This is a genomic window from Myxococcus sp. CA056, from assembly GCF_013336715.1.
In the GTDB taxonomy this organism is placed as follows: domain Bacteria; phylum Myxococcota; class Myxococcia; order Myxococcales; family Myxococcaceae; genus Myxococcus; species Myxococcus llanfairpwllgwyngyllgogerychwyrndrobwllllantysiliogogogochensis.
Genome location: NZ_JABUMT010000016.1, coordinates 145,139 through 165,507 on the forward strand (window position 1 = coordinate 145,139; position 20,369 = coordinate 165,507).

The 20,369-nt window shown below is 69.4% G+C and carries 12 protein-coding genes; 5 read left to right on the top strand and 7 right to left on the bottom strand.

Annotated elements, in window-relative coordinates; all coding sequences use genetic code 11:
• Window positions 1–34: 34 nt before the first annotated feature.
• Window positions 35–799 carry a DUF6209 family protein gene (locus HUA76_RS38260; protein WP_141649266.1) on the bottom strand — a complete coding sequence of 255 codons (765 nt, stop codon included), beginning with the start codon at window positions 797–799 and terminating at the stop codon, window positions 35–37.
• Window positions 800–985: 186 nt separating this feature from the next.
• On the opposite strand from HUA76_RS38260, the gene HUA76_RS38265 reads away from it, so the two are divergent.
• Complete coding sequence (locus tag HUA76_RS38265) at window positions 986–2,770, top strand: ATPase (RefSeq protein ID WP_174463672.1); 1,785 nt, start codon at window positions 986–988, stop codon at window positions 2,768–2,770.
• Window positions 2,771–2,774: 4 nt separating this feature from the next.
• Here the strand turns inward: HUA76_RS38265 and HUA76_RS38270 are convergent, their stop codons facing one another.
• The gene (locus HUA76_RS38270; RefSeq protein ID WP_174463673.1) at window positions 2,775–3,563 is read right to left on the bottom strand and encodes a WbqC family protein; all 789 of its coding nucleotides are present in this window, start codon (window positions 3,561–3,563) and stop codon (window positions 2,775–2,777) included.
• A 137-nt stretch (window positions 3,564–3,700) separates the two neighbouring features.
• Between HUA76_RS38270 and HUA76_RS38275 the strand changes: the two genes are divergently transcribed.
• Window positions 3,701–5,764: an ATP-binding protein gene (locus HUA76_RS38275; protein WP_174463674.1), complete on the top strand. Its 2,064-nt coding sequence runs from the start codon at window positions 3,701–3,703 to the stop codon at window positions 5,762–5,764.
• Window positions 5,765–5,785: 21 nt separating this feature from the next.
• Here the strand turns inward: HUA76_RS38275 and HUA76_RS38280 are convergent, their stop codons facing one another.
• Window positions 5,786–6,577 carry a phytanoyl-CoA dioxygenase family protein gene (locus tag HUA76_RS38280; RefSeq protein WP_141645148.1) on the bottom strand — a complete coding sequence of 264 codons (792 nt, stop codon included), beginning with the start codon at window positions 6,575–6,577 and terminating at the stop codon, window positions 5,786–5,788.
• 118 nt (window positions 6,578–6,695) lie between these two features.
• On the opposite strand from HUA76_RS38280, the gene HUA76_RS38285 reads away from it, so the two are divergent.
• The 3 genes from HUA76_RS38285 (at window position 6,696) to HUA76_RS38295 (ending at window position 9,838) form a co-directional block, all read left to right on the top strand.
• On the top strand, window positions 6,696–7,670 hold the full coding sequence (locus HUA76_RS38285; protein WP_174463675.1) for an alpha/beta fold hydrolase: 975 nt from the start codon (window positions 6,696–6,698) through the stop codon (window positions 7,668–7,670).
• A gap of 84 nt (window positions 7,671–7,754) precedes the next feature.
• A complete protein-coding gene (locus tag HUA76_RS38290; protein WP_141645150.1) occupies window positions 7,755–8,444 on the top strand; it encodes a response regulator transcription factor in 690 nt (229 codons plus the stop codon).
• Complete coding sequence (locus HUA76_RS38295; protein ID WP_174463676.1) at window positions 8,441–9,838, top strand: HAMP domain-containing sensor histidine kinase; 1,398 nt, start codon at window positions 8,441–8,443, stop codon at window positions 9,836–9,838. The genes HUA76_RS38290 and HUA76_RS38295 overlap by 4 nt, the downstream gene beginning before the upstream one ends.
• 66 nt (window positions 9,839–9,904) lie before the next feature.
• On the opposite strand, the gene HUA76_RS38300 is transcribed toward HUA76_RS38295, so the two are convergent.
• The 4 genes from HUA76_RS38300 to HUA76_RS38315 all read right to left on the bottom strand — a co-directional run bounded on the left by HUA76_RS38300 (window position 9,905) and on the right by HUA76_RS38315 (window position 19,999).
• On the bottom strand, window positions 9,905–11,413 hold the full coding sequence (locus HUA76_RS38300) for an ABC transporter substrate-binding protein (protein ID WP_254614757.1): 1,509 nt from the start codon (window positions 11,411–11,413) through the stop codon (window positions 9,905–9,907).
• A gap of 205 nt (window positions 11,414–11,618) precedes the next feature.
• Window positions 11,619–12,737, bottom strand: coding sequence for an SCO family protein (locus HUA76_RS38305; RefSeq protein WP_371823581.1), 1,119 nt, complete (start codon window positions 12,735–12,737; stop codon window positions 11,619–11,621).
• Window positions 12,738–12,748: 11 nt separating this feature from the next.
• On the bottom strand, window positions 12,749–14,737 hold the full coding sequence (locus tag HUA76_RS38310; RefSeq protein WP_174463679.1) for a YncE family protein: 1,989 nt from the start codon (window positions 14,735–14,737) through the stop codon (window positions 12,749–12,751).
• A gap of 93 nt (window positions 14,738–14,830) precedes the next feature.
• The gene (locus tag HUA76_RS38315) at window positions 14,831–19,999 is read right to left on the bottom strand and encodes a multicopper oxidase domain-containing protein (RefSeq protein WP_174463680.1); all 5,169 of its coding nucleotides are present in this window, start codon (window positions 19,997–19,999) and stop codon (window positions 14,831–14,833) included.
• Window positions 20,000–20,369: the final 370 nt, after the last annotated feature.

Here is a 20,369-nt window from a genome sequence, read left to right on the forward strand (position 1 = left end):
GTGGTGCTTGCCGGCGAGGCGGGAGCGCGCCGGATTAGGGCTGCACGACGAAGCGGTAGTTCTGGCCGTAGTTCGAGTCCCAGCGGCGGCAGTAGCCCCGGTCCCAGTTCTCGAACCAGAGCGCGACGGAGCGAGCCCCGGCGGGCGCGGTGAGGGTGACGGGGACGCCGTAACGCGAGTAGCCCGAGACCTGCGTGACGCTCAGGTCGCCGGTGACGCCGTTGTCGAAGCGGTAGTGGACCCAGACCTCCCAGGTGGGCGCGCCGTTGTAGAGCAGGCGGCACTCGGGCAGCCGGTCGATGTCGTAATCCACCACGAACGTCTGCCCCGCCTTCACGGTTCCCACGGGGTACTCCACCCAGCCCTCCTGGAAGACCAGGGTCGGGACGTGGGCGGTGCCGGCGGGGCGCACGGTGAAGCGGAAGTTCGAGCCGTAATTGGAGTCGTACTGCTCGCAGCCCGCGCTGGAGACGCGGAACCACAGCTCCAGCGTGCCCGCGGCGGGCAGGGAGAGCACCGGCGGCGCGCCCGCGGTGGGCTGGCCCGCGACGTCGAAGCTGCTCTCCGCCCCGCCGTCGAGGCGGTAGTGGCCGGTGAGGCTCCAGCCCGGGCTGCCGTCGGGCAGGGTGGCGCGGCACTGCGGCAGGCGGCTGGCGTCATACGCCACCTGGACCTGTCCACCGGCGAGCAGCGTCTGCGACTGGGCAAGCGACCAGTTGGCGCCGAAGGTGATGACGGGCGGGGTCTGCGCCGCCGCGCCGCCGCCGAGCAGCAGCAGGGGGACCACGAGGAGGGACATGAGTCGGTTCAAGGGTGTGGCTCCAGGGTGAGAGTCAGGCCCGCTGGTGTCGACCGCAAGGGGGTTCGGGCCGCCTCCTGGACGGAGGCGGGCGCATCATGGCCGACGCCACCGACGCCCAGCTGCCTCGTTGATACCGGGTATTTAGAGTAGGCTCCGCGCTGAACACCCTGGAGCGAGCACCGAATGACCCTGTTCAGGAGGCCGTCCCCGGCCGGCGGGCCGAGCGACGATTCGAGCCGCAGCGCTACTCCCACCGAGACGCCTTCCGTCCCAGATACACCCAACCCGGTGCTCAGCTCCCCCCCGCGTCCCCGCCCCGGGATGACGGGCTCCGCCCCCTCGCTCCCCGAGCGCCGGCCCGCGGCCCCCCAACGTCCCTCCGCCCCGCAGTCCGAGGAGCCGGAGTACCCCACCGAACGCCGACCCGGGCCTCCCGCGGCGCCCCGCTCGCCCCTGCAGTCCGGCCCGCTGCCGTCCGTCATCGTCTCCAACCAGGAGCGCCGCCCTCCCGCCGCGCCCGGCGCCGAGCGTCGCCCCCAGGCCGCAGCCCCCGCGGCGCCGCCCCCCAGCGGACAGGAACGGCGGACCATTCCGCCTCCAGCGTCCTATGCGGGCCCCGAGCGGCGCACCCCTGGCACCAGCTCCCGGCGAGCGTTGGACCCGAACGCGGGGTCCCAGGAGCGCTTCTGGCCCAGCCAGCCTCGCACCCTGGAGGAGACCGGCCTCACGGCGACCTTCGTGGAGGAGCTCATCCTCAAGGCGCTCTTCTTCGCCGGTGAGATGCGCGGCATGGACCTGGCCAGCCGTATCCAGCTCCCCTCGTCCGTCATCGACGACATCATCGAGGGCCTGCGCCGCCAGAAGTACGTGGACATCCGAGGCGGCGGTGCGTCCGGTGTCGGCAAGTCCACGATGATCTACCAGCTGACGACCTTCGTGACGGACATGCTGCGGCAGATCACCGACCGCAACCGTTACAACGGCCCCGCGCCCGTCTCCTTCCAGGAGTACGTCGCGGCGGTGAAGAAGCAGACGGTGCGCGGCAATCGCATCACCCGCGCGCGGATGCAGGACAAGTTCGGCGACCTGGTCATCCGCGACTACATCTACGACGGCATCGGCCCGGCGATGAACTCCGGCCGCGCCATCTTCTTCTACGGCCCCCCCGGCAATGGCAAGACAGCCATCTGCCAGGGCATGGTGAACTGCTTCGAGGGGGACATCTTCATCCCCCACGCCATCCTCATCGACGACTTCGTCGTGAAGGTCTTCGACGCCAACATCCACAAGCCCGTGGAGGATGAAGGGGGCGCCTCGTATGACCGGCGCTGGGTGCGCTGCCGTCGGCCGCTCGTCGTCGTGGGCGGTGAGCTGACGCTGGACATGCTCGACCTCGTCTACTCGCCGGAGGTGAAGTACTACGAGGCCCCGTTCCAGATGAAGGCCAGCAACGGGATGCTCCTCATCGACGACTTCGGCCGGCAGAAGGTGTCGCCGAAAGATCTGCTCAACCGGTGGATCGTCCCGCTGGAGAGCGACATCGACATGCTCACCCTGCACACGGGCAAGAAGCTGCAGGTGCCCTTCGACGTGTTCGCCGCCTTCTCCACCAACCTGGACCCCAGCGCCCTCGTGGACGACGCCTTCCTGCGCCGCGTCCGCTACAAGCTGGAGGTGCAACGGCCGGACGAAGAGCAGTTCCACCAGATCTTCGAAATCATGTGCCGCAAGCGGGGCGTGGCCTACAACGCCAACGCCATCGACTACCTCATCGACTCGCACTACCGGCCGACGGAACGCCCCTTCGCGGCCTGCCAGCCTCGAGACCTCCTGGACCAGGTCATCGACATGTCCCACTACCTGGGACAGGAGCCGAAGCTGGACCCCGCCTTGCTGGACGCCGCCGTGCGCAGCTACTTCGTGCGCTTCGACAAGCCCTCGGGGACCACCGCGGCCTCCGCGACCTGAGCCGTCAGCTTCCGGTCGGCGCCGGTGCGAAGGGGCCCCACGGCGAGGGCTCCAACCACCGGCGCACCTCCTCCACCGGGACGTTGGACAGCACGTCGACAATCGACAGGCCCTGCACGAATCTCCCCTCGCGTCCCTGCGCGTAGGGCGGGTGCCGGAAGCGCTGCCACAACACGCGCACGTCCGCGTCCCGGAACAGGCTCACCTGGAGGTACAGCGAGGAGCCCAGCCCGGAGTAGTACGTGTGGGCCTTCAGTTGCCGGCAGTACTCCACCAGTCGCGCGGACTTCTCGTCGCCCTGGCGCTCCAGCGTGGACGCCAGGAGGATGTCTGGCTTCAGCCCCAGCGCTTCGTGGAAGAGCGCGGTGCTCCCCAGGAGCACCCGCAGCAGCGAGCCCGGCCCGGCTTCACGTGCCACACTGTCGTAGAAGGGCTCCAGCAACGGAAGTACCTGGGTGGCGAAATGGGGCCTTTGCCCATACAGCGTCACCAGCCTGCTCAGGTGCTTGCGTGCCCAGGGCTGTCGGGTGTCCACGGCCAGCTCGCCGATGAGCGTGTCGCGGTGTGGGTCCTCCAGCGGAATGGACAGCCATTGGAAGCCCGGCTCGGTGGGCGGAGGTGTGGGCACATTCGCTGGCAAGGCCACACGCGTCCTGCGTTGCCAACCACGCCGCAGCCATTGCACATTGTCGAGCACCAACATCGTGCCCGCGCGCGCCACCTGCTCGTAGAAATCCACCCAGGGCAGGTAGTGGGGTTGCTCGGCGACGACGACTCCTGGACTGCCCGACACTCACGGCCTCTCTTCTGCTGAGACGTCCTGGGTTGGGTCGGCCCCTCACTCTGGACCGGCGCGGTGGATTCAGCCTGCTGCTAGACTGTAACATTCCAAAGACGGCCAGGGACCTTCGCCGCGGCGGGAAGGAACGGATGAAGTACCTGTGCATCAGCGCTGACCCGAGGCACCCCGTGGCGGAGGAGCTTCAGCGCCAGGGGCAGGAGGTGCTCGTTCGCGCGGACGCCTCGGAGGCCGGCGCGGAGCTGGTGCACGGCCGGGTGGACGTGCTCATCGTCGAGGCCGAGTCGCTCGCGGAGGACGCGCGCTGGCTGGACGCGCTGCGAGCGCGGGCGCGGCCCGAGGAGCCCCTGGTGCTGGGCGTGTCCCGCTCCGCGACGGAGGAGGTCCTGGCGCCCCTGCTGGCGGCGGGCGTGGACGAGCTGCTCGTCGTGCCCGTCTCTTCGGTGGAGGTGCGCGCGCGCAGGCACCTGCTGGAGCGTCGCGCGGCGAAGCGCCGACACCACCAGAGCACGGAGGCGGCGGCGCGCGGTGAGATGGAGCGGCTGGCCTCCATCATCCAGACGCAGGCGGACGTGGCGCTGGCGGGGCTGGACCTGTCCGGGGTGATGCGCCTCTTGTGCGAGCGCGCGCGTGAGCTCTGCGGTGCGGACGGCGCGGCGGTGGCCCTGCTGGAGGATGGGTACGCGCAGTACCGCGTGGCCACGGGCAGTCTGTTGGCGCATATGGGCTTCCGCCTCCCGGTGGAGGGGAGCCTCACCGGCACCAGCCTGCTGCGTGGCGAGGTGATGCGCACCGACGACACCGAGGACGACGTGCGCGTCAACGTGCGCGCCACGCGACAGGTGGGCGCTCGCTCCATGGTGTGTGTCCCGCTGTGGCGCGAGGCACGGCCGGTGGGCGCGTTGAACCTCATCTCCCGTCATCCGAACGCCTTCGATGACCGGGACGTGCGCACGCTGGAGTTGATGGCGGGTCTGTTGGGCGCGGCCATGGGCAACGCGGCCGAGGCCGAGGCGCGTCATGCCTTGATGGAGGAGCGCGCCGCGGCGCTCGCGGCCCTGCAGGAGTCGCAGGCGCTGTTCGCGGCCTTCATGAATCACAGTCCGGCGGTGGCCTACATGAAGGACGAGCAGGGCCGCCGCATCTGGGTGAACGAGCCGTACCGTCGCTTCTTCGGCCTGTCGGAGACCGCGAGCCTGGATCGCCTGGATGACATGAACCTGATGCCGCCCGCGTCGGCGGAGCATGTGCGCCGCGAGGACCAGGCGGTGCTCGAGTCGGGGCAGCCCAGCGCGACGGAAGGCATGGTGCCCTCGCCGGACGGGTCCGAGCGGTTCTGGCTCACGTATCGCTTCATCGTGAAGGAGCACTCGGGGCGCAGGCTCCTGGGTGGCGTGGCGCTGGACGTGACGGACCGCAAGGCGATGCAGGCGCAGCTCGTGGTGTCGGACCGGCTGGCGGCGGTGGGCACGCTGGCGGCGGGGGTGGCGCACGAAATCAACAACCCGCTCGCCTTCGTGCTCTCCAACCTGTCCTTCCTGTCCGTGGAGCTCCAGTCCGTGGCGCGCGAGCTGCCGCTGGGGCGCACGTCCGAGATGGAGGAGGTGCTGCGCGAGGCGGTGGATGGCGCGCACCGGGTGCGGCAGATCGTCCGCGACTTGAGGACCTTCTCGCGCGGGGACGACGAGGTGGCCACCGCCGTCAACCTCCAGGCGGTGCTGGAGTCCGCCATCACCATGGCGCGCGGCGAGCTGAAGATGCGCGCGCAGATCATCCGCGACTACCGCGACGTGCCTTCGGTGGAGGGCAACGAGGGGCGCTTCGGGCAGGTGTTCCTCAACCTGCTCATCAACGCCGCGCAATCCATTCCCGAAGGCAAGCCGGAGCACAACGAGGTGCGCGTCATCCTGCGTCCGTTGGGAGATCGGGTCATCGTCGAGGTGCACGACACCGGCGTGGGCATGACGCCGGAGGTGTGCGCGCGCATCTTCGACCCGTTCTTCACCACCAAGCCCGTGGGTGAGGGCACCGGCCTGGGCCTGTCCATCTGCCACGGCATCGTCACCGGCTTCGGCGGGGACATCTCGGTGGAGAGCGAGGTGGGCCGGGGCAGCATCTTCCGGGTATCGCTGCCCGTGGGCCAGCGGGCGCGGGAGCTCACGTCACCGACGCCCCGCCTGCACCTGGTGGGCTGAGCCGTCGCGCGGCCCGCGCCGTCACGGGGCCTGGTGACGGAACATGGGCGGGAAGACGCGCGGGGCCTTCTTCTTGCGCAAACAACGGGTGTCCGCGCTCATGTAGCAGGCGGAGAAGGCGCGGCGGCGCAGGCCGGGGCGGCCTCTGCCGGAGCGGTGCCACAGGTGGTTGTGGATGAGGATGACCTCGCCCGCGAGCGCGGGGAGGGGCAGGGCGCGGCGCTCCGCGTCCCGGGCGGCCACGGCGTCCGGAGGAATGACTCCGCCGAGCTCCGTCACCAGTCCGGTCTGGTGGCTGCCGGGCACCACTTCCAGACAGCCGCCGTCCTCGGGGGCGTCATCCAGGGCCGTCCAGAGCTGGAGCTCCGGCTCTCGGGTGAGGCCCCACAGCCGACCGCCATCCTGGTGCCAGGGCAGGTTGCTGCCGCCGGCCTGACCCTTGTGAAAGAGGATGGCGCGATAGAGGACGATATCGCCGGGGATGCGCGCGCGGACGACGCGCTCGAACAGCGGGTTCTCCATCCACGCGAGGAAGCGCGGGTCCTTCTCCAGCTTCTCCAGCTTGCGGTAGTCCAGCGAGGGGCCCTGCCAGCCCAGGCCCAGGGGGGCATCCTCGTATCGACCGGTGGACGCATCTGGCTGGAAGAACATGCCGGGGTAGGTCACCCGGCCGAGCATGAGGTCGTCCGCACGCTCGCGCAGGGCCTCCAGTCCCGACTCGTCCAGGACTCGACCCAGCCGGGCATAGCCGTGCTCGGCGTAGTGCGCGAGCGCCCTCTCGATATCGACGTCCTCCGCATCCTCACGAAGCATGGCGCCCTCATACCCCGGACGCTCCATGGGTGGGAGTGTCACGGGACGGTGTTCCGCACCGCGGACGCGGGGACGGACCGCTTGCGCGCCCGCCGTCCCCGCACCATGGTGAAGGGGCATGCCCTATCGTCGCACCACGCGTTACGTCGTCGCTCCGGATGGGACCCGGGTGGCCTGGCACACCCATTTCGGTGACCTGCACGAGCAGGCCTCGGAAGGCGTCCTGAGGTCGCGTGCCACGGTGTTGCTGAGCAACGGCATTGGCACGTCGGAGAACTTCTGGCGGCACATCGTCACCAGCCTGGAGCAGGACCACCGGGTGGTGCACTGGAACTACCGGGGGCACGGTGGCAGCGAGGAGTCGCGCGGCGGCGACTACGACGTCTCCGTGCACGTGGGAGACCTGGAGCGAATCACAGAGGAGGTGATGGCTCGCGGAGACGGCCGGCCTCCGCACCAGGTGGCCTTCTCCATGGGCGTGCGCGTCCTGCTGGAGCTGTATCGGCGACGGCCGGACCTGGTGCCCGCGATGACGCTCATCGCCGGCACACCTGGGGCTCCGGGCTCGGGAGACCCGCGACTGGCCGCGCGTGCCGCCCTGTCCACCGTCCGCGAGGTCTTCCGGATGGCGACCCCCGCGGTTCCGCTGGCCACCCCGGTGGTGCGCGCGGTGCTGGGCAGCCGCTTCGCCTATCCCCTGGCGCGCGCGGTGGGGGCCTTGCGGCCTCGCGCGCCTCGGGACGACATCAGTGAATTCCTGCGGGCGCTGCGAACGATGAGTCCGCGAGCCTACTGGTACACCCTGCGCGGGCTGGCGGAAGGCCACGCGTGGGACGTGCTGCCCTCCGTGAAGATACCCACGCTCATCATCGCCGCGCGCGACGATACCCTGGTGCCCCTGCGGGAGATGATCCGCATGCGCGATGCACTGCCGCATGCCCACTGGATGCAGGTGGATGACGCGGGCCACGCGGGGCTGCTGGAAGCGGGGACGGAGATCTCCGACGCCGTGCGCTCCTTCCTCGTCGAACATGGGATGCGGCCCGACGCGTCCCCGTCGTCTCGCGAGTCACGGCCCTCCTCTCCGTCGTGAGCCCCAGGGCGCGACCGTCACCTGGATGGCACTGGCAACGCGCCCACGGGGCGTGAAAAGCTGGGCACGCAGGGGGGCGTGTACTTGAGACTTTTGCTCGTCGAGGACGAAGAGAAGATGGTGGCCCTGCTCCAGCGGGGATTGACGGAGGAGGGCCACACTGTCGAGGTCTGCACCCGAGGACGCGAGGCGTTGGAGCTCGGCACCCGGGATGGATACGAAGTCATCGTCCTGGACTGGGCGCTCCCGGAGGTCGATGGCGTCACCCTGCTCAAGCACTGGAGGAGCGTGGGGGTTCGCACGCCGGTGCTGATGCTCACCGCGCGTGGCACCACGCCGGAGAAGGTGATGGGGCTGCGCTCGGGCGCGGACGATTACCTGGTGAAGCCCTTCGACTTCGAGGAGCTGCTGGCGCGGTTGGAGGCGTTGGCTCGGCGGGGTGAATCAGAAGATGGCCCCGTGCGACTGGGCGGCGTGGTGATGGACCCTCGCCGCCGGGTGCTGTGCCGGGGTGGACGCGAGGAGCCGCTGACGGCCCGGGAGTTCGCGCTCTTCTCCGCGCTGGCGAAACACCCGGGTGAAGCGCAGGTGCGCGCCCGGTTGATGACCCAGGCCTGGGGTCCGGACTTCGAGGGGCATGGCAATGTGCTGGATGTGTACGTGGGCTATCTGCGCGCGAAGCTGGAGCGCTTGCAGGCCTCCGACGTCACCATCCGCTCCGTGCGCGGCGTAGGCTACAAGCTGACGGTGTCCACGACGGACGAAGCCTCGTGACACTCACGCGGCGCCTCTGGTTGCTGGGGGCCCTGGTCCCCGCGCTGGCGATGCTCGTCGCGCTGGGGCTGGCGGGACAGCTCTTCCGCTATGACCTGGAGCGCTCGTTGGACCGTGCGCTGCTGGCGCAGGCGGCGGTGGAGAGCGTAAGCCTCTTCGATGGTCCCGGGCAGAAGGTCCACCTGCACATGGCGGTGTCTCCGTTGCTCGACCAGGTGCGGCCCTTCGCGCCCCATGGCTATCTCTACGGGCCGGATGGAACGCTCGTGGTGAGGTATCCGCAAGGTCCAGCGGGTGTGACGGGGCTGGAGGAGCGACTCGTTCCAGGGGCGCCCGGGGGCGAGCCCCAGCTGGTGACGCAAGTCGCCCCGGATGGAGAGCGGTGGCGTGAGGTGCGCGTGAATGTGCGCTCTCCGCACGGTGAGCGCTATGCGCTGCGGTTGTCGGCGTCGCTGGGGCAGGTGGATGGCTCGGTGGTGACGTACTACCGGATGGCCTTCTCGCTGTCGGCGATGCTGGGGCTGGCGTTGTTGGTACTGCAGACGACACAGGCGAGGACGTTGGCGCGAAGGCTGGCGGCCATCACCCGGCACCTGGGCCAGTTGCGTGAAGGCGACTTCTCTCGTGCTCCCGTGGAGGACCAGGAGCGGGACGAGATTGGCCAGTTGCGAGCGGTGCTGGCGGAAGCGACGGAGCGGCTGCGCGGCGCGCGCGAGACGCAGGAGCGACTCATCGCGGGCGCGGCGCATGAGCTTCGCACTCCGCTCACGCTGATGCGCACCAGCATGGACCTGGCGCTGCGGAGAGAGAGGACGCCGGAGGAGCTGCGCGCCAGCATGCTCGACTCGCGGCGAGAGGTGGACCGGTTGGCGGTGCTCGCGGGCAACCTCCTGGACCTCGCGGTGGCGGGGCGGGGGGCGTGGGACCGGAAGCGGGGAGACCTGTCTCAGCTCGTCATGCAGGCGGTGGAGGGCGCCCGTGCGGAAGCCGAGCGGCGGGGGATGCTGATTCGATTGGATGCGCCCGGTCCCGCCGAAGCGAGCTTCGATGCGGGGGGCCTGCGGCAGGCCGTGGACAACCTGCTCTCCAATGCCCTGAAGTTCTCGCCGGAGGGAGGAGAGATTCACGTGCGGCTGATGCGGGAGGGGGGGCGCTATCAGGTGCGCGTGGCGGACCTGGGACCGGGCATCCCTAGGGCCGAGCGCGAGGCCGTGTTCGAGCCCTTCCATCGCGTGCTGGATGACGTGCACACGTCAGGCACGGGCCTGGGGCTGGCCATCGTCCGCGAAGTGGCGGAGCAACACGGTGGCCGCGCCTACGTCGCTCCGGAGCCGAGGGACTCCGGGACGGAGATGGTCATCGAGGTGCCGGTAGCGCTGCATGCGGCGGCGTGAGGGGCCGCGGGTGCTCCTCGATGTGCACCAGGCGGGGACATGGGCCGGATGCCCGCACACCCGTCGCTAGGGTGTCAGCGGTATCCAGTCGGACGCGGCGACGAGCTGGTTCGTGGTGGGGTCCAACGCAGCGAGCTGTCCTCCCTGGATGCCCACGCGGCGATTGACGCCGAAGGTGACGGGAGGGGAGACGCCGGTGTCGAAGTCGCGCAGGGCTTCCAACTGTTGCGTCAGGCTGGCGCGAGTGACCTCCGCGCCCGTACGGGTGAGGGCTTCCACCAGCACACGTGCGGCGGCGTAGGCGCCGAATTGAAACGAGGAGTTCCCTGGAGCCAGGCCGTGGCGCTTCATGAACGCGACGAAGTCCTTCAGCTCGGGGGCGCGTTCTCCGAGTCCCGCGGGGTAGAGGAAGTGGATTCGCGCTGTCGATGCGCCTACCACCTCGGGGATGGCGAGACTCGCGGGCGCGAGGACTCGCACCGTGGGGGCACTGGCCTCCAGAGCGCGCAGCAAGGTGGCCAGCCCCTCGGGGGTTCCCGCGTACAACACGGCGGGCGGAGGCGCGGAGGCCCAGCGCTCCACTGGGAGAGTCCCATCCGGGAGTGTCAGCTCCACAGGGGAGAGGAACTCCCGACGTGTCGTCTCGGCGCGCACGGCCTGTGCCCAGGCCTGTCCCGCTTCTCCTCCGGTGTGGACGATGACGAGGGGCTTTCGTCGCAGCTCGGACTCGCGTGTGCTCGCGAGGGACTGCACCGCCAGCCGCGCGAGTGAGGGCTCATCCGGGTACAGGAAGAACACCGGGCTGTCCTCCTCGGAGGTTCCTCCGGTCAAGGCCAGTGGCAGCACGAGGGGCGCACCTTCCGCGGCGAGCCTCGTGTCGGAAGGAAGTGGACCCCGGCGCATGCTGGCCACGAGCGCGAGTACGCCTCGGTCCAGTAGCCGCGTGGTGGCGTCCGGGGTGACACGCTGGGGACCTTCTGTCTCCACCCGGGTCGGGTTCTCACGTGCCAGCAACCCCGTGGTGGTCTCAGCGTTCGAACGCGTCACGCTGCGTGGTTCATGGAGCGCGGCGTCGTCTTCGACGACCAGCTCCAGCTTCCTTCGGAAGATGCCACCACTGGCGTTCACGTCCGCGAACACCGCGCGCACCACGGCTGCCGCCTCCTGTCCCAGCGGCCCCAGCCTTCCCGTGAGGGGCAGCGCCGCGCCCACCGTGAGCGTAGTGGGGGAGACTCCCGGGTCTGGATGCTCACCAAGCTGAACCAGGTACGCGAGCAGCTCTTCTCGCTCCGCATCATCCAGCACGTAGCGAGGCATGGTCATCCCCAGCTCGCGTCCACTCGCGGAGCGGCCCTCGGTGATGGCACGCAGCAACGTGGCACGCGAGTACGCGGGGCGGGCACGGTCCTCGACCTCGCCCACCGCCCGCGTGCGCGAATGTCCGAGGGCGCCGGGTGTGATGTCGGGCACCTCCACGCCGCCTTCGCGACTGCCACGACCCGAAGGTCCATGACAACGGGCGCATGCGGCCACCTCACCACTCAGCTCCACGCGCTCGGGCGCGAGGAAGCCCATGAGAGGCGCTCCGCGGACGCTCTGTCCGCGCTGGAAGAGGCTTCGCCCTCGCTTCGCTGCCAGCGGGTCCACGGGTGCCGGAGCCGGGACCGGCTGTTTGCATCCCAGCCATACCGATGCCAGGACCGCGAGGACCCACCTTGCGTCACGCGCCCCTCGCGAGACTCCGAGTGCGCGGGGGCCGTCATACGTCGTCGGCATGCCGCTACCTCGGGTCGTTCAAGTGCTCGACGGCGTAGACGATGTTCTCCACGCGGGCCATCGCCGGAGACTTCACCCACATCCCCGTGGCCGAATCGCCGATGAGCAGCGTGGTGTTGTGCGCGTCCGGGTCATCGACGTAGCCCCCCAGCTTCTTGAGCACGAGGGTGATGTTCTCCCTCGCGCCCGTGAGGAAGTACCAGCCGGGTTGGACGCCGAGCTTCTTCGTGAAGGTGCCCAGGCTCTTCGGCGTGTCGTTGGCGGGATCCACCGAGAGGGTGATCATCGTGATGTCCTTGCCCACGCGCCCGCCGAGCTTCTCCTGCACCTGCGTCAGGTGCTTCGTGATGGGCGAGCACGCGCCCTTGCACGCGGTGAAGGCGAAGTTGATGAGCACCTTCCGGCCACGCACCAGGTCCTCGTAGAAGCGGTGCGTCTTGCCGTGCTGGTCCACCAGCTCCGTGTTGGTGAAGTACTTCGCGGCTGCGGCGTCCTGGGCTGCGGCGTCACGGGCCTGGGGCCCCAACTCCGTGGGGCCGGCGGAGGCGGCCTGGACTTCACGGATGGCGGAGAGGATGGCGCTCGGGCTGCCGAGCCCGTCCACACGCGTCCACGTGTTCGACACCGCGTTGCCCACCAGGACGGTGGGACGGTGCGCCTCCTTGTCCGGCACATAGCCGCCGAGCGCCACCAGCGCCTCCTTCACCTTCGCCGGTTCGCCCGTGAGGAAGGACCAGCCGGGACCTGGCTTGAAGGGCTCGGCGAACCTGGCCATGCGCTCGGGCGTGTCGTTGGCCACGTCCAGCGTGATGGAGATGAAGCGCACGTTGCTCCGCGGGCCCAGCTCCTTCTGCACCCGTGCCACCGTCGCCGTCATCGGCGAGCAGATGGTCTTGCATCGCGTGAAGATGAAGTTGATGGCCACCGTGTGGCCGCGGACCAGGTCCGTCCACAGCTTCACCTCGCGGCCCGTCTGGTCCACCAGCGCCACGTCGGGTACCTCCACGTCCAGCGACGAGGCCGAGGAAGCGGCCTTGTGCGTCGGCACCGCGACCTCCTGCGCGAGCACGAGAGGGGCCCACACCAGGGCCAGCGCGAGGCTGCTGATTTTCAGGGGAGACACCAGGCGCGGTATCATCGGTGGACCTCGGAAGCGGACGCGGTCGTCGCGGCGGGAGCCTCGACAACGCCAAAGGTGAAGTGAGGCAGCCGGCCCAGGTCGATGCTCCGACTCTCGACGCCCACCACGAGCTTGTACTGGCCCGGTGTCGGCGGGGTGAAGTCCACCTCGAAGCCGCCGTCGGCGGTGCGCCGGGGCTCCGTGCGCCACTGCCAGGTGCCGGGCGTCTTGAACAGGAGGACGCGAATCTCCTCGGGCTGTACCGGGGGCATGCCCGTCATGCCCGGGGTGGGCTCCAGCTTGAAGCGCAGCGGCGTGGTGGTGCCGGCGGTGAGCAGTGTCTCGGGGTCGAACGCGGGAGTGAGGGTCAGCGGGAGCTTCTTCGCGAGCGCCGCGTCCTCGGGAATGCCGCCCACCTGCCACTGCATGCAGACGATGGCGCGGGGGTTGTCCAGGAGCAGCTGCACGTCGTAGGTGCCGTTCTCCCGCACCGTGGCCGTGGCGGAGTAGACGCCTGCCTCCACCTCGCGCAGTGAGCGGTCCAGGACTCGCACGGCGCGAGGCTCACGGCCGTAGTTCAGGTGGGTGCCTCGCGGCGCCATCATTCCCTCCTGGTAGAGGAAGAGGGCCCGGTCCGCGGTGCCGGCGACGATGACGCCGTTGCCTTCGGGCAGCGCGGCGATGGGGTCCGAGCGGCCCAACCCACGAGACTCCTCGGGCGCGCGCTGTCCCATGGTGACGTTCACCACGGAGGGCGTGCCGGTGCCCTCCAACGTGTTCAGGTCCACCAGGGACACGCGCCCGCTGGTGGTGTTGCGCACGTACCCGAAGGACTCGGTGAACACGACGGAGTCCGGCGCGGAGAAGCCGGTGAGCGCGTGGGCCACCTGGCTGCGCGCGGCGTCGAGGACGTCCACCGCGCCCGCTTCCGGGTACAGCAGGAAGGCCCAGCGGGCGGAGCGGTCGAACCGCAGCGCGCCCGGCCCGGCCTTCACGGCGATGCGCCGCGACACCTCGCGCTTCTCGGGGTCCACCACCAGCACCTCGCTGGAGCGGGGCTGGACCACGAAGAGGGCTCGAGCCACGGGGCTCCAGGCCACGTCACCCGCGCCCACGCCCACCTTCACGGTGCCCAGCACCTCGCGCGAGGCCACGTCCACGGCGGTCAGCACGTCCGCCTCGGTGCTGGTGACCCAGGCGGTGCGGCCCTCGTCGGAGAAGGCGAACTCGTGGCGGCCCGCGCCCACGCGCAGGGTCTCCACCTCCGCGTGGGCCGCGGTGTCGAGGACGCTCACGGTGCCGTCCCCATCGTTGCTCACCCACGCGGTGCGGCCATCCGGCGCCACCGCGATGCGGCCCGGCTGCTGTCCCACGCGCACCGTCCGCGTCGCGAGGAAGCGCTCCATGTCCACCACGGACACGCTGTTGCCGGAGGCCACCGTCACGTAGAGCGCGGAGCGGTCGTTCAACATCGCCCAGTCGGCCGCCTCTCCGCCCACGGACACGAGGCTGTGCAGCTTGGTGCGTTCGAAGGCGATCTGCGGGTTGATGACCGACACCGTGTGGTCATGGTTGAGGGTGAGGAACCAGTAGGCGTTCAGGTCCACGTCCGCGCGCGCGGAGAGCAGCCCGCCCAGATAGGTCTTCACGCGCGCCGTGCAGGCCGCGTCGTCCAGGGGCGCGGCGCCCTTCTCCCGCAGCGACATCCAGCCGAGCACACGCCGGCCCTGGAGCGGTGCGTGGGACTTCGCGTCCTGGAGGACGAAGCGCGCGGTGCCCTGGAGCGGCGCGCCGGCCGCGGCCTCCCGGGGACGAGGGGTCAGCGATAAATCGAACCGCACCGAGACACCCTCGCGCTCGGCCAAGACGGGTTCCGGGGCGGGGAGGGGCGGCGCGGCCGCGGGGACGTCCGGCTGTGCTCGAACGCGGAGATTCCATCCGGCGGCGCTGAGTGCGCCCACGGACAGCAGGCCGAGGGTGGTGAAGACAAGGCTCTTGCGCATGGTGCGGGGACTTCCAGGGACACCGAAGAGAGAGAAGGGGGGCGACGCGGTCAGCGGTGGACCGCGTCGCCCGGAACCAACAGCGAGCAACCGCTACTTCACCCGGTACACGCCCCACAGGCCGCCAGCGCTCCACAGGAAGCTGGCGTGGTCCCGGTAGAGGTAGTCGCCCTTGACGCTGGAGGCACCGCCCGCGCCGTACTCGGGGATCATCGTGTACGACTGCATCACCGACGCTCCGCCCTGGGTGGAGATGATGGGTGACGTGGCGTTGGGGCCCATGACGCGCGACTGGCTGCCCGCGAGCCATGGATTGCGGCGCCACTCCGCGCCATGCATGGAGATGGCGTGCTGCCGTGAGTGACCGGAGGGATGGCCGAAGCGCCAGCGCACCGGGTCGTTCACCTTGACCTCGAACACGGGCGTGGCCGGGTCGCCATGCGCGGTGAAGCTCAAGATGTCGCGCAGGTCGTAATCGTTGAGCGTCTCCATGTCCGTCTGGGGCGGCACGCCCAGGCGGGCCCACAGGGGCTCGGTGCGATAGTTGAAGCCCTTCTGTCCGGTGTCCTGCGAGTCGTCGATTCCCGCCGTGTTGCGCAGCGCCGTGCCGCTCTCCAGGCCATCCGTGTCCCAGAAGGTGGAGTCATCACTGTGCAGGCCCAGGTCGTCCTGGAAGAGGGCGACGAACTCGCGGAACGTCTCCGGCTTGCCGTCGGCCCGGGTGTACGAGACGTAGGCCTGGGCCTCGGTGCCGGGGTCGGCCGTCCATGCTGCGTCAGCGGGCTCGATGACGAGCGCACCGATGGCGCCGTGCATGCCGTGGTTCACCACGTCCGCCATGTTGCGCAGGTTGACGATGCCGAACTCCATGGGCGTCCTGCGGCCCCAGGGGAACGGGGTGCCGAACGGCGAGCTCTTGAACTCACCGGCGAACCACCGGTACGCGCGCGTGCCGCCGGGCGGAACCGTCTGCACCGCGTTGAGGCCCACGTTGGCGCCGTCGTCCACGTTGACGTCGTAGTTGACGAGCTGCGGATGCAGCGACACGTGGTTCGACATCCGCACCTGGTTGACGTTGAAGCGCGGAGTGATGGCCGAGTGGTGCGCCCAGACGTACGACTTCGGCAGGGTGGTGGATGGCAGCCGATTGGTCAGGATGACCTGGATGCACTCACCCGCGCGGGCCCTGAGGATGAGCGGCTCCGGCTTGCGCGTGCCGGCCTTCAGCCCGGCCAGGTGCGCGTCCTGCGCGAAGATGATGGCGTCCGGGTCGTAGATCTTGTGCGCGTCGTTGTAGACGAGCCGCTTGCCGGCGATGTGGTTCTTCGCGTCGATGGCGGAGACCCGGTACAGCCGCACCGGCGAGCCCTTCGGACACGAGTCCGTCTTGATGGGCTTGATGCCGAACCACTGGAGCGCCTCGTACTGGAGCACCAGGTCCTTGTCGATTCGCATCATCCCCTCGCGGTCCGCCATGAGGTGCTCGACGGTGCGCTGCTTCACCGGCTTGCCCGTCTCGTCCACCTCGTAGGAGTCCTCCACGGAGTCGCGCTCCTTCTCCGGATCCAACACCTCCAGGCCCGCCTCGTCGGGCAGGTCCAGCAGGGTGAACGGCGGGTAGGGCTGCACCTCCCCGTTCGCCGCGCCCCGGGTGGCGACAGACTGGAGCTTCGGGTTCTCGTCCGCGGCCAGCAGGGCCACGTCCGCCAGGGTGCGGGTGTTGCGCAGCCGGTTCTTCGTCGTTCGGAGGATGCCCCACATGCCGTTCCACAGGTCGCCCGTGGAAGCGCTCATGTACATGTAGTCCGCCGTCTCGTACGGGCCGATGATCTGCGGCAGGCCGCCGGTCAGGTTGAACTCGAACTTCTCCGAGATGCCGATGGGCTGCGCGTTGTAGAAGCCGCTGTCCGGGTCGTACAGCTCCTTGAGCCACTTGTTGCCGTGGAGGGTGAAGGAGTGCTGCTCCTCCTGTGAGCCCTGGATGAGGCGGATGCGGATGTTGTCGCCCGGGTTGCCGTACATCACCGGCGTGTACGGGTCGCCGTGGATGTCCGAGCGGAAGACGTTGGCCATGTCTCCGCGCGTCCCGCTGCGCTGCACCCGATCGCTGCAACTGAGGCGCGTGGAGATGCGGTGGGGGATGGGCTCGTTGTGGTAGTTGATGGTCATCCCGCCCGGGTCGGCGGCGCTGATGGCCTCCGGCATGGGTGTGGACTCGAAGCCGACCGCCCACGGCAGCTTCTCCTCCTTGTAGTTGGGCGGGTTCACCGGCTTGCCGCACTCGTCGTAGAGGGGCACGTAGTCCGCGAAGGCGATGGCGAACTCGCGGAAGCTGTTGGCCGGGTTCGCGGTGATGATGTCCGCGCTCCAGCTCGTCGGGCCACCGTCCGCCACGCGCGAGCCGTAGAAGATGCCCGTGCGAGGGTCTCTCCACTTGGAGCCCTTCGGTTCGACGATCAACGCGCCGTAGAAGCCGTGCTGCTGATGGGACGACGGGCCGAAGTGGTCGTGGGTGAACACGGTCTCCAGTGGGTGCTCCTTGCCCGAGTCGCTGAGCAGCGGGTCCGCCCACCAGCGCTGCACGCTGGTCTGCGCGGTGCCCGGCGCGCGGGGGATGCGCGGGTGCGACGCGGGCGCGGTGAGGTACACGCGCGCGCCCGTCTCTCCCACGTTGCCATCCGCCACGAAGGCGCCGCCCGCCGCGTTGGCCAGGTGGATGCGGTGCGCCACCGTGTCCGAGGACAGCGTGCCGTCCTCGTAGTTCCAGCCGTTGCCGGCGCCGTCCGCCGCCGTCACGTCGAACTTCACCAGGTGGATGTGCTGACCGATGATGTCCGTGGGCGTGTAGATCTGGAAGTCATCCGGTGCCAGGTGCGCGGGGATGAGGTTGGTGGCGTAGAAGTTGATGCACTCGCCCGACTCGGCGCGGAAGAAGAAGGGCTCTGGAGGCCGCTTGCCGTCCTGGGTCGCCGGCACGTCCTCGTTGAGCACCATCAGTCGCGCCTGCGGGTCATGCCAGCCGGCCCGGTTCACCCGCTGCATGGCGATTTGGAGATAGGTCGCGCGGTAGTTGCGCTTCGTCGTGCGCGCCGGACACGGGTCCGCGAAGGGCGCGCCTGCGACGGGGGGCCGGCCGTTGACGAGGAACTTCCCGGTGCCGCCCAGCGCGGTGTAGCCGGGGTAGTACCTCACCGTCTCCGCGAAGACGGGGTCGTTGTGGAGCGGCACGATGGAGGGCGCGGTGGCGCCGATGGAGCTGGGGAAGTCGCCGGAGTGGAAGGCCATGGCGGCCTTCTCCGTCGGGGTGCCGGCCTGGGGCAGCAGCTTGATGTTGAGCGCCGTCGGGTCCACGTCGAAGCGCCCCGAGTTGCCATAGGCCACCGGGCCCACCGCGTTGGTGACGATGTGGCGCGGCAGACCGCCGTCGAACTCCAGGTCCAGGGGCGCCTGGGGCGTCCGGCGGCCGGGCATGCCCGGGATGTAGAAGGGGTAGCCGGGGAACGCGGGCCGCGTCATCGGGCCCGACGGTGTGCTCACCGTGGTGGCGACATACGTGGGCATGGGCGGCATGGCCCGGCTGGGGATGGGGATGACGGCCGGGTTGGGGGTGCCGTTCTTGATCTCCGCGTCGGGCAGCACGCGGTCCTTGGTGCCGGCCTCGAACACGTCATGCACGCGCCACAGCGCCCACATGCCCTGGGCGAAGTGCGGATACAGGTGGCAGTGGTGGATGGAGTCGCCCACGGTGAGGTTGCGGTTGCCGGAGCCTCCGAAGTTGATGTCGTAGGTGAAGGCCGAGCCGGGACTGACCGTCTGCGAGTCCAGGTAGTTGGAGTCCTGGGCGCCGGGGGAGTACTTCCACTGGTGGGCGTGGAGGTGGAAGACGTGGGTCTCCGCGGGGCCCGCGTGGATGTTGCGGATGCGCACCGGGTCGCCCAGGTAGCTGTGGTGCACGTTGGTCGGGTCGTCCGGATAGAGCGCCGCCACGGCCTTGCCGGAGGCGTCCTTCTCCACGTTCATCGCCGGGTCGCCATTGGCCCAGGACTCGAGGAAGAACTCCTCGTACTCGCAGGTGACGCAGTCCTTGGTGGGGCCAATCTTCGCGCGGTTGGCGATGAGCTCCGCGCCCAGGCCCGCCACGCCGTAGTTCACCCCGAAGCCGTCGCGGACGCTGTGGAACGTCGGGTTCCACTCCAGCTCGTCGAAGGCCTGAACCGCCTTGATTTCATCGTGGTAGATGGCCGTGAGTTCGCGGAAGTGGCCCTGGTCGATGGACGTCCGGGTGCCCACCGACGTGTCCTTGTAGCCGGTGATGATGGCCTCCAGGTCGCCGTGACGGATCTGCCGATTGGCATCCAGGATGGCCAGGTACGGACGGTTGGCGTCATCCAGCTTCTCGTACTGGATGAGCGGCGTGCCGTCCGGGTTGGTGCCCGTGGTGACGGACTTGAGCACGGTCGCGCTCACCTTGGAGCGGTACCAGCTGCTGCCCGCGGGCTCCACGTTGACGGCGCCGAAGAGGCCCTGCGCGGTGGAGCCTCCGTCGCCCTCGCCGCCGAACGAGGCTCCCATGCTGTGGAAGAAGAAGACGCCCTCGTGGTCGGCGTACCACTCGTAGTCGAGCGAGCCTCCGGAGGGCACGAGGCTGCTGGGGTTGTAGCCGACGTTGGCGCCGTCGGAGAGGATGTTCCGGTACTGCAGGCCCTGCACGTGGATGGAGGCGTGGCGCGTGGCGGGGGAGTTGTCGCGGTGGTCGCTGTCCGCCTCCTTGTCCTCGCCGAGCCAGAACCACCGGCCGCCCACCGCCTCGCCCTTGATGAGCGAGAGGACTGCGTCATACGAGGGCGTCCACACCCAGAGCGGCAAGAGCTTGCGCAGGAAGCTCTGCGTGGTGGAGCCGCCCGCCTTGCTCGGGCCGGGCTGGGACTCCTCCGCGCTGGGAATCGCCGAGCGGGTGGGGGCCAGCCAGTTGGTGAACTTCACGTGGAGGCAGTCCCCCACGTTGGCGCGCAGGGTGAGCGGGCGGGGGCGCTTGTTCGTCTTCAGCCGCGCGTTGCCGGGCCCCGCGGGCTTGCTCGGGCTGATGGCCTCCACGTCCTCACGGAGGGCGTAGATCATGCCCGTGGGGTTGAAGGAGCCCAGCCGGTTGTAGGTGTAGACCTGGTCCAGCGCCACCACGTCCGCGAAGATCGTCCGCGCGCACGTGGGCTCCGCGACCGCCTGTGGCGAGGAGCCCACCAGCTTCTCCTGCGTGGGCGCCATGGGCTGGTGGCCTGGAGCGGCCCGCGGGGACGCGTCGGTTCCGTCCGGTTGGCAGGCGAGGCTGGAGACCAGCGCGGCCGCCAGGAAGGATCGCCCGAGCGTGGGCGCGACCCGGCCTCCGGGTAGGGGTCTCCCCCTCGGGTGTTGTCGATTCTTGGTTGAAGACACACATCCCCCTGAACCGCCCTCGCTGAGAGCGATTTCATGATTAAGCCGTGAAGCGCGACCTTTGTGTTTCTGAGAGACTTCTCAAGAAACACAGACATCCAGTCCGTGTTTCCGATGTCTCACTATGGGCGTCGCTGACGGGAAGTAAACACTCCGCGTAAGCGTCCGGACTCGCGACACTTCGTGCCCGCAGTGGGAGGTT

What these genes read in the sequence shown, in the direction of transcription:
- HUA76_RS38265 (WP_174463672.1), top strand. Translation starts at nt 986, where the DNA reads ATGACCCTGTTCAGGAGGCCGTCCCCGGCCGGCGGGCCGAGCGACGAT.
- HUA76_RS38260 (WP_141649266.1), bottom strand. Translation starts at nt 799, where the DNA reads ATGTCCCTCCTCGTGGTCCCCCTGCTGCTGCTCGGCGGCGGCGCGGCG.
- HUA76_RS38275 (WP_174463674.1), top strand. Translation starts at nt 3,701, where the DNA reads ATGAAGTACCTGTGCATCAGCGCTGACCCGAGGCACCCCGTGGCGGAG.
- HUA76_RS38315 (WP_174463680.1), bottom strand. Translation starts at nt 19,999, where the DNA reads ATGGCGCCCACGCAGGAGAAGCTGGTGGGCTCCTCGCCACAGGCGGTC.
- HUA76_RS38310 (WP_174463679.1), bottom strand. Translation starts at nt 14,737, where the DNA reads ATGCGCAAGAGCCTTGTCTTCACCACCCTCGGCCTGCTGTCCGTGGGC.
- HUA76_RS38300 (WP_254614757.1), bottom strand. Translation starts at nt 11,413, where the DNA reads ATGGGCTTCCTCGCGCCCGAGCGCGTGGAGCTGAGTGGTGAGGTGGCC.
- HUA76_RS38280 (WP_141645148.1), bottom strand. Translation starts at nt 6,577, where the DNA reads ATGCTTCGTGAGGATGCGGAGGACGTCGATATCGAGAGGGCGCTCGCG.
- HUA76_RS38285 (WP_174463675.1), top strand. Translation starts at nt 6,696, where the DNA reads ATGCCCTATCGTCGCACCACGCGTTACGTCGTCGCTCCGGATGGGACC.